At 32.9% G+C, this 9,474-nt stretch carries 7 protein-coding genes; 3 read left to right on the forward strand and 4 right to left on the reverse strand.

The window, feature by feature from the left end; genetic code table 11:
* Window positions 1-41 precede the first annotated feature (41 nt).
* On the reverse strand, window positions 42-596 hold the full coding sequence (rsmD, locus tag V6U76_RS03275) for a 16S rRNA (guanine(966)-N(2))-methyltransferase RsmD (protein WP_333023591.1): 555 nt from the start codon (window positions 594-596) through the stop codon (window positions 42-44).
* Between the two features lie 233 nt (window positions 597-829).
* On the opposite strand from rsmD, the gene V6U76_RS03280 reads away from it, so the two are divergent.
* Window positions 830-2,446: an actin-bundling T4SS effector WalE1 family protein gene (locus tag V6U76_RS03280; protein ID WP_333023592.1), complete on the forward strand. Its 1,617-nt coding sequence runs from the start codon at window positions 830-832 to the stop codon at window positions 2,444-2,446.
* 51 nt (window positions 2,447-2,497) lie between these two features.
* On the opposite strand, the gene hslU is transcribed toward V6U76_RS03280, so the two are convergent.
* The 3 genes from hslU to mnmG all read right to left on the reverse strand — a co-directional run bounded on the left by hslU (window position 2,498) and on the right by mnmG (window position 6,523).
* A complete protein-coding gene (hslU, locus tag V6U76_RS03285; protein ID WP_408647419.1) occupies window positions 2,498-3,901 on the reverse strand; it encodes an ATP-dependent protease ATPase subunit HslU in 1,404 nt (467 codons plus the stop codon).
* Between the two features lie 112 nt (window positions 3,902-4,013).
* Complete coding sequence (gene hslV, locus V6U76_RS03290; RefSeq protein ID WP_333023594.1) at window positions 4,014-4,571, reverse strand: ATP-dependent protease subunit HslV; 558 nt, start codon at window positions 4,569-4,571, stop codon at window positions 4,014-4,016.
* An 80-nt stretch (window positions 4,572-4,651) separates the two neighbouring features.
* On the reverse strand, window positions 4,652-6,523 hold the full coding sequence (gene mnmG, locus V6U76_RS03295) for a tRNA uridine-5-carboxymethylaminomethyl(34) synthesis enzyme MnmG (protein WP_333023595.1): 1,872 nt from the start codon (window positions 6,521-6,523) through the stop codon (window positions 4,652-4,654).
* A gap of 211 nt (window positions 6,524-6,734) precedes the next feature.
* Between mnmG and V6U76_RS03300 the strand changes: the two genes are divergently transcribed.
* A complete protein-coding gene (locus tag V6U76_RS03300; RefSeq protein ID WP_333023596.1) occupies window positions 6,735-9,212 on the forward strand; it encodes a WD0745 family porin in 2,478 nt (825 codons plus the stop codon).
* A 113-nt stretch (window positions 9,213-9,325) separates the two neighbouring features.
* Window positions 9,326-9,474, forward strand: a 149-nt coding sequence (locus V6U76_RS03305) for a PD-(D/E)XK nuclease family transposase (RefSeq protein WP_333023597.1), incomplete at its 3' end; no start/stop codon positions are given.

A 9,474-nucleotide genomic window follows, 5' to 3' on the forward strand; every position in this document is an offset into this window, starting at 1 on the left:
TTATTTATTAATTACTCAGCTTAAATTCAAGACTTTTTTATCTAAAAGGTATTCTTTATTTGTAAAAAAATAATTTTTGTAATGCCATAAGCACGTTCCATGATGATATGATAGTTTTTGCTGCATGTAAAGCTTTCATTTTTTCTGATTTCTAAAACTATTGTTGTATTTTCCCATAACCACTCTGAATTACTCAATCCTTCCAACACACCCTCAACTAAATTGCTGTAATACGGTGGATCTATAAATATCAAATCACATTTAGCTATGGACTGAGGTAATTTATCAGCACTAGCACAAATTAATGTCACATTACTTGAAACATTAAGTGTCTCTGCCGTTTTTTTTACTAATTGTAGATTGTAATAATCTGAATCTACCATAAATATATGTTTGGCACCGCGTGAAATCGCTTCAAACCCTAAAGAACCGCTCCCACAAAATAGATCTAACACATTTACATCATTAATTAGGTCTCTTGAAGTTAGAATATTAAATATTGCTTCTCTAACAATACCCATAGTGGGCCTTACTGATGAATTTTTCTCTGTGTTTATTCTTCGCCCTTTATATTTACCGGCAATAACACGCAACATAGAACAGAACTATAAAATTTTATTATAGCATCTTCTTATCTCATTTGAAGAAAAAAAGAATATTCAAATAAGCCACAAGTCCATTTTAGATTTAAGAAAATGTTAGTGTATAAAGGAATCCTTAATCAAGATATATTTTATATTGTAGCTAAGCACTCACATAGACTTTAACATAAAATTAACATCTAAACTGATATACTGATAATATGTTAATAATCAAGTGAGGATTAAAAATGACAGAAATTCAACAAATAAATCAAAGTAATATTGCAGAGCAGAACAGTAATAAATTTATTAAATTTATAGAAGAACAAACAAGTGAATTCAACAGATCTTCTATACAACAAAAGATGTCAAAAGTAGCAATTGTAAGTGCAGTAGCAAGTATGGCACTTCCTGTTTTTGTAATCGCTGCACCACTAGCAATTATAGGCGCAATAGTAGGCTTAGTTTCATTCCTTGTTATAAAAGGTGCTATTCTTGCAGGAAAAGGAGCAAAGTGGTCAGCAGATAAAACAGTAGAAGGTGTGAAATCCTTAGGAAAGGAAATTAAAAGTGGAGCTGAATATTCTGCTAATAAAATAAAAGATGGTTATGAGTTTTCTAAAAATGGAATACAAAATAGTTATAAATCTTCAAAAGAATCGTTAAAAAGGGTGACTAGCAGAGCATCAGACCGTGTTGGTGATTTTTTCAAAGAAGCGGCGCACAGTAATGACTATGGTATAAGATTTGGATTAGTGCAAAATTCCTTAGAAAGAGGAGGAGTACAAAATGAGATAAATGAATTATGTGAAATACTTCAAAATGACAAAAATTCTACTGTACTTAAAGAGATAAAGCAAGCAATGAAATCATCTCTACAGAATTTTTATCTTGATGCATTACCAGGAAATGATGCTCAAAAGGCAACAAGAAGTATGATTGATGTGTCAGATAGATTAGAGAATATATTATCAAGTAGAGTTACTAATTCCAAAAACATTGAGGTACTCATTAGTGCTGTTTCATATTGCAAAGGAGACATTAATAGAATACTTAATGATTACAAAGAAAATCCAGAGAAATATAGAAAAGAGTCAAAACTTTCTTTTAAAGCTACAGCTAAATCTATATCAGCATTCATGTCACTTAGTGCTAGAAATGAAACAGAAGAAAATAGTGATACTTATTCAGTGAGTAGTGGAACTACCACACCAAAGTCTGTTGATAGCACTACAAGCAGCACAGCAGAGCTACTAGATACTACAAAACGTAAGTCAGCAGAGCAACCTTCATCATTCAAACAAAAAGTTTCATCATGGTTGTCAAGAAGTAAAAAAGAGCAAAAAATTGAAGATTTGTGGATTAACAATACTGCAACATTTGAATATGAACAACTCTCATCACAGGCAGATAATCCCCTTAGAAATCCTAATAAAAGCCTTCCGGATAGTGAATATTCATCAAATAGAACATCTTCAACTGAGCTAGGTGCAGATACTAATTCTTTAAGTAGCGTAAACTCAAATGAAAGTTATGCAACTATAAAGCATGAAAACTTAAGAAGAAGCAATAGTGCATCTTCAATAAAATCTAAACCGATTGTTCCACCAAAACCACCAAGAACTTATGCAGATGCCGTTAAAGGAGAAGTTGCTTCGCAAAAAACACCTTTAAATCGTAGCTCTTCGAATAGCAGCGGATATGATAGTGGGCAATCCTCACCATCTGACAGTTCTGGTAAACAATTCACAGCTTCTACAAATGAGATAGCAAAAGTAAGAAAAAATTTCAAGTCTCCTAGTACAAAAGTTAATGGAGTTGATACAAACATTTATTCTCAGCCTCAAGCAGCTATCACAGCATAAATTCTATTCTGTTTAAATAGGATGTTACTTAACAGTAACATCCTTCTTCCTTTATAAAATAAATTTAGATAAATCTAACTGCTTAGAAATTGATTCAAGTTTATCTTTTACATAATCACTGTCTACAATAAAAACATCACCATTTCTTTCAGAAGCAGTGAAACTTATATCATCTAAAAGTTTTTCCATGATTGTATGAAGTCTTCTTGCACCAATGTTCTCTACTTCCCTATTGACCGTAAATGCTATTTCTGCTATGGTATTAAGACTATCATCAGTAAATTCAAGTTTCACATTTTCAGTTTTCATTAAAGCTATATACTGCTTTAGTAAACTTGATTCTGGTTCTTTTAATATTCTCACTAAATCATTTTTGGTGAGAGCCTTAAGTTCAACTCTTATAGGAAGTCTACCTTGGAGTTCTGGCAACAAATCCGATGGTTTAGATAAATGAAAAGCACCTGAAGCAATAAATAATATATAATCTGTCTTTACAGGCCCATACTTTGTTGAAACTGTTGTTCCTTCAAGTAGAGGTAATAGGTCGCGCTGCACTCCTTCTCTATTGACTTCACCCTTAACTTCAGTACGTGCTGCAATTTTATCTATCTCATCTAAGAAAACTATTCCATAATTACTTGTAAGTTCTATAGCTTCTTTGATAATTTTTTCTTCATTCATTAGTCTATCACTTTCTTCATTTACTAGAATTTCTCGTGCTTCTTTTACTTTTACAGTAATAGTTTTTGTTTTTTTACTTCCATTAAACATTTTACCAACAATATCAGTAATGTTCATGATCCCAACTTGCCCACCTGGCATACCGGGTATATCAAAAGTAGGTAGCATATTCTTATTTTCCCTTACATTAATTGATATCTCCCCTTCTTCACATTCTTTATTTCTCAACTTTTCTTTGTAAATTTTTTTAGTCTCATCAGTAGCTTCTTCACCAACTAAAGCATTAATTATTATTTTTTCTGCAGACCTAAAAGCCTTCTTAGCTAAAACTTTACGAGCTTTTTCTTTTACTAAAACTAATGCTGCATCCAGCAAATCACGAATGATTGAATCTACATCGCGCCCAACATAACCTATCTCAGTAAATTTTGTTGCTTCAACTTTTATAAATGGCGCACCTACAAGTTTTGCTAAACGGCGTGCTATTTCTGTTTTACCAATTCCTGTATGACCAATCATTAATATATTTTTTGGTATAATATCGTCACGTAGAGGAAGGGAAACTTTGTTCCTGCGCCAGCGATTCCTTAAAGCTATAGCAACAGCACGTTTTGCATCATCCTGCCCTATTATAAATCTATCTAACTCTAGCACTATTTTCTGTGGTGATAAATTATTCAAATCATGAGTCATAAAAATATCTTGAGTTTTTTTATCATCTAAATCCCTTAACACTTCATCATCAGAACCTTCATCAGTGATATTATTTTTCATGTCAGTAATGCCATTTAATTTATCAATTCCTAGATCATTTTCTATATCACAATAAAATAAATCTAATTTTTCCGAATAATCATAAGATGAAAATTTTTCTTCATAGGACATATTATTTTTCCTCTATTTTTTCAATAATGAAATTATTATTTGTATAAACGCATATATCAGCAGCTATTTCCATGGCTTTCTTCGCTATTTGTTCTATTGACATTCCATGAACATCAATTAAAGCCTTAGCTGCAGATAGAGCAAAATTACCCCCTGAGCCTATGGCTGCAATTCCATCTTCTGGTTCTAATACGTCACCATTTCCAGTAATCACTAATGAGATAGATTCATCTGCAACTATCATCATAGCCTCAAGCTTTCTCAAATACCTATCAGTTCTCCAATCTTTTGCAAGCTCAACACATGCTCTCATAAGTTGACCAGTATGTTTATCAAGTTTAGATTCTAATCTCTCAAAAAGAGTAAAGGCATCAGCAGTTGCACCAGCAAATCCTGCAATCACAGATTCATTAGAAAGACGCCTAACTTTTTTTGCTCCAGATTTTATCACAGTATGACCAAGAGAAACTTGACCATCACCTATTATCACTACGTTCTTACCTTTTCTAATTGACAATATAGTAGTGCCGTACATTACATTATTATATCCATGAAACATTATTTTATACTTTAGAGTTAATATTCAGCAAGCATACAGGTTATATTATACATATTAAAACTTTAGATGCAAATCATAAATTAGTTAATCGCTTTACATTTTATAGATTTGCCATTATTCTTCTTTAGGTATAGCAATATACTCACTATCGATGCAGGAGTTATACCTTGTATTTGTTTTATAACCCCAATAGTGTTTGGTCTAATCTCTTGTAATTTCTCCATCACTTCATTTGATAAACCCTTGATCTCAGAATAATCAAAATCCTGTGGAATACACGTATTCATTTCTTCCTCTAAAAACTTTATATCTGCTTCTTGTCTTGCTAAATATGGTTTGTACTTTGCTTCAATTTCAATTATCTCACGTGTTCTATTGTCAAAAGACCCAAGTTCTGGCCATATGTTTCGTAATTGGTCTAAATCTATATTAGGATAACCGAGCAAATCCAATGCTGTCTTTTTCATTCCGTCATATGATACTTTAATTCCATAAAGAGATAGTTGCTCTGGAGTAATATAAAAACTCTCTAATTTATCTTGAGCTTGTTTGATGGACCCTAATTTATTCTTCAAAGCAGTATATCGCTCAAACGATACTAATGATATATTATAGCCTTTTTGAGTTAATCTTCTATCCGCATTATCTGACCTGATTGTTAACCTATACTCTGCACGAGATGTAAACAATCTGTATGGTTCCATAACTCCTTTAGTAACTAAATCATCTATCATAACGCCAATGTATGAATCTGTGCGATGCAGGATAAAGCTATTCTCAAGCGCAGCATTAACTCCTGCAACAATCCCTTGTCCTGCCGCTTCTTCATACCCAGTGGTACCATTGATTTGTCCAGCAAAATAGAGACCCTTTATTTTTTTAGTCTCAAGAGTATGGTATAATTCTCGCGGATCAATATAGTTATACTCAATTGTATATCCAGGTTGAAGCATCTTTACATTCTCAAGTCCTCTTATACTCTTTAACATTTCATACTGAATGTCAGTAGGTAATGAATTTGAAATTCCATTAGGGTATATTGTATCATCTTCAAGTCCTTCAGGCTCAAGAAATATTTGATGGCTTATTTTATCCTTAAATCTATTCACTTTAGTTTCAATAGAAGGACAATATCTTGGAGCTGTAACATCATTTAAGTATGAAGAAGCTGATCTATGAAGATTCTTACTAATTATTTCATGTGTGTTTTCATTAGTATGCGTCATAAAACACGGAACTTGAGGTAAATTGATTTTTTCTGTTAGATAAGAAAATGGTACAGGAGGATTGTCACCTTCTTGTTTTTTAAGTATAGACCAATCTATAGTGTTTCGATCAAGTCTTGGCGGAGTTCCAGTACGTAACTTACCTAATCTAAAACCATGTTTCTTTAAGGTATTTGCAAGTTCAACTGATGCTTTTTCTCCCATTCTTCCTGCAGGAATAGCATTATCCCCTATATGAATCATACCTTGAAGGAAAGTTCCTGTAGTTAAAATAACCTTGTTTGCAAATATATAATCCCCTGAACTCGTTATAACTCCTTTAATATAAGTTTGTTCTATAAGGAAGTCATTTATTGCTTGCTCTTTTACTTCAAGATTGCTATAATTTAAAATAACTTCCTGCATTGTTTTTTTGTATAGTTTTCTGTCAGCTTGAGCACGTGGGCCCCAAACAGCAGCTCCTTTGCTCCTGTTTAAAATAGTAGAATGTATGCTTGCTTGATCAATTACTCTTGCCATTAATCCATCTAAAGCATCGACTTCTCTAACTACTGTACCTTTGGCTATTCCGCCAATTGCAGGATTACACGACATTTCACCTATTGTTGAAATTTTGTGAGTAATAAGCAGAGTTTTTGCGCCGAGACGAGCAGCAGCTGCTGCTGCTTCACATCCTGCGTGACCACCGCCTACTACAATAACATCATAACGACAACTTATGTTCATAATATTTTAATAAAAAAAGAGTTCATTAGTTTAAATATGTTTTAAAAATATATAGAAAGTAATGTATTTACTAGTAAAATAAAGCAGTTTTTATATTGCATTTTGCTTTTGTATAAGTTATAAGGTATTTAAATTAATTTTTACAATTTCTATAATTTATGAGTTTACAACATTGTATAACATCAAACAAGAAAATTTAGGGGGCAATTATATGAAAAAATCTTTATATATAGGTGCTGCTCTAGCTTCTCTATTTACTCTCTATGGCTTTGGCAGTTTTGCTGCTGAGGGCGTTAAAGAAGTAGAAAAGCAAGAGAGCAAAACAATAAATAATGGCGAATCTTCTAAAAGAGAAGTAATGAAAACTTCTGATAAAAGATTAGCTGCAAAAATAGATAAGATTTGTAATAACGAAAAGAAAAAAGCTGAGGAGAAATCTAAGGCAAAAGAAGTAAGTATGGAACAAGACAAGGTAGCAAAAGGTCCGCATGGTAAAGATGCAGAATTTACAAAAAGTCTTGAAAAGAATCTAAAGGTAGCTGAAAATAAGAATGTAAAAGCTCCAGAGATTAAAAAAGTAGATGATAAAAAAGAACATAAAGTTCAAAATGTACATCATGCAAAAGACAAGGCTGATAAAAAAGTTGTCACAAAAGTTGAGCATGTTTCACACAAAACAAATAATGGTACAAGTGCTTTAACGCCAAAGGGATTAAAAATCACTTTTGGTGGTGTTGTTGATGCACAAGGTTATGGTAAGGTTGCGATTGAAGATAATCTAAAGCCATATAATCGCATGTCTGGTGCAGCTCATAACCATTATAACACTCCTTCGGACGCAGTCAAAGGAGCAAATCCTCTATTTCCAGAAGGGATAGGAAATATCGGTGATTATAGCAATGATTTTGGCATGATGGCTGATGCAATACTTCATTTAAGAGCAGAAAATAAAAATGAAGATTGTGGTATTTTATATGGTGCTGACGTGCAATTTCACGTTCCAGTTACAGAAGGCAAAGGAGCTTCACAAGGAGTATTTGCTGCAAGGAGTAGGGGGGCTCATTTATTTTTAAATTCTGAATACGGTGACGTGAAAGTTGGTTACCAATTTGGTCCTGAAGCTTTAATGAGATTAGATGCAACGAGAATTGCAACTATGGATGGAGCTGCAGATAGTGACTGGTTCAGAAAAGTTAATTTAGAAGGGAGCGCTGCAAGTTTTCCATTTTATGTAACTCCGCGTCTCTATACTGAAAGTTTCTCAAGTGAAAGTGAAAGATTATCTTTCCGTTTAGCTGGGAAATATAATAAACCTATTATAAATACACTCCCATTCAGGCTCTCTTATTATTCACCAAATTATATGGGTGTAAGATTTGGAGTAAGTTACTCACCGTATTATCAAGGCAATCTGTTTAGTGTGAGTGATAGTGTTTCTGGTAGTTCATCTTCAAGTAGTTTAACTGACAATCCTTATAAAGTAAGAATTAAAGAAATAACTGACAAATTTTCAGAGGCTGGTAGGTTAATTGTTCCTGCTGATAAAGATGATTCTGAAATTAAAACTTTAGCTACTCAAGTTAACCTTACTGGTGAAAATATCAAAGCTGAAAGTAGAAATGATGTACTTACTTCAATAGCTAACAGCCTTAATAGAGGTTTGGTTGTGAAAGCTGATGCTGCTGATGTAGTTGCGGCAGGTGGAGCTGCTTTTGATGGATATAAAACAACTTACGGTATAAATAATATAGATGATGTAGCAACAGCGTCTATTATGGCAAAGCCATCAGCTTACAATTCTAGTGAAAAACTAAAGGCTAAAATTGAAGAAAAATTAAAAACAACATCAGGTGGTCTACCAGTAAAAGAAGTAACTAGTGCAGTAAATGCAGTGTTAGCTGATGTTAGAGCATTACCTAACGAAAAAGATCAATTAGTGGCTCTGAAAAATGCAATTGATAAAGAATTTAAAGGACCTGTATCTGTTGGTATAATTAATGATCTAATGAAGGGTTTAACTCCTGCAAATGTATTGAGACACGTAGGTCCCGATTATGAGCACATAATCAGTGCTGGTATATCTTATGAATATGATTTCGATAATTATAGTGTTAAGGTTGCAGCAGTTGGTGAATATGGTAAACCAAAAACAGCAACCAATGATAAGCATAGTTATGCTGAATATGTAGAATATAATGATCTTGCAGGAATTAATCTTGGTGTAACTGCTGAATATAAAATTGATGAAAAGCAGACATTAAAAGCTGCAGGTTCATTTGCAAATCTCTTTAAATCTGGTCAGCCTAAAGGTATTAAAGTTCTTAATGGTGGTTCTGGTTCTTATGGAACAACCGAGGATACTGTAAGATTAGATGGGATAAAAGCTCAATTTGATGGAGATGATAAGAATACTATGTATTGGACTGCTGGTGCAGGCTATCAATATGAAGAAATTTATACAAGTTTCACTTATTTTGGTAGTAAAATGAATGATGGTGATAAGTTGCATGATTTTGCACTTGGTGTTCAGTATGATCTTTCTCCTGCAGGTAGCAAAAATAAATTTGTTCCTTATTTAGCTTTCCATCACTTCAGAACTGAAGAAGTCGGTAACGATAAAAAGGTGATCACTAACCCACCTGCAAATAAAGGAAATTTAATACTTGCTGGTGTAAAATTTTCTTTCTAACTCTATATAAAAAATTGTGAGCTCTTATACAGAGCTCACAGCTACTTAAGACAAAAGATATTGAATTTCTGCAGTAAATTATTTATAATAATTAACCTATTGAAAAATTATTTATTTTAACACTCACAAAATTTCTCGATCCGAAGAATGATGTTGCCTTCAAGAGGATTTTTGGCACGGAGAAAAATAAGGACATTCTAATTCACTTTTTGAACGATATTTTAGAGTTTTCGGAAGAGAATAAAATCATGGATGTGGAGTT

Origin of the sequence: Wolbachia endosymbiont of Pentidionis agamae (assembly GCF_036711655.1) — a bacterium.
Taxonomy (GTDB): domain Bacteria; phylum Pseudomonadota; class Alphaproteobacteria; order Rickettsiales; family Anaplasmataceae; genus JAZHPY01.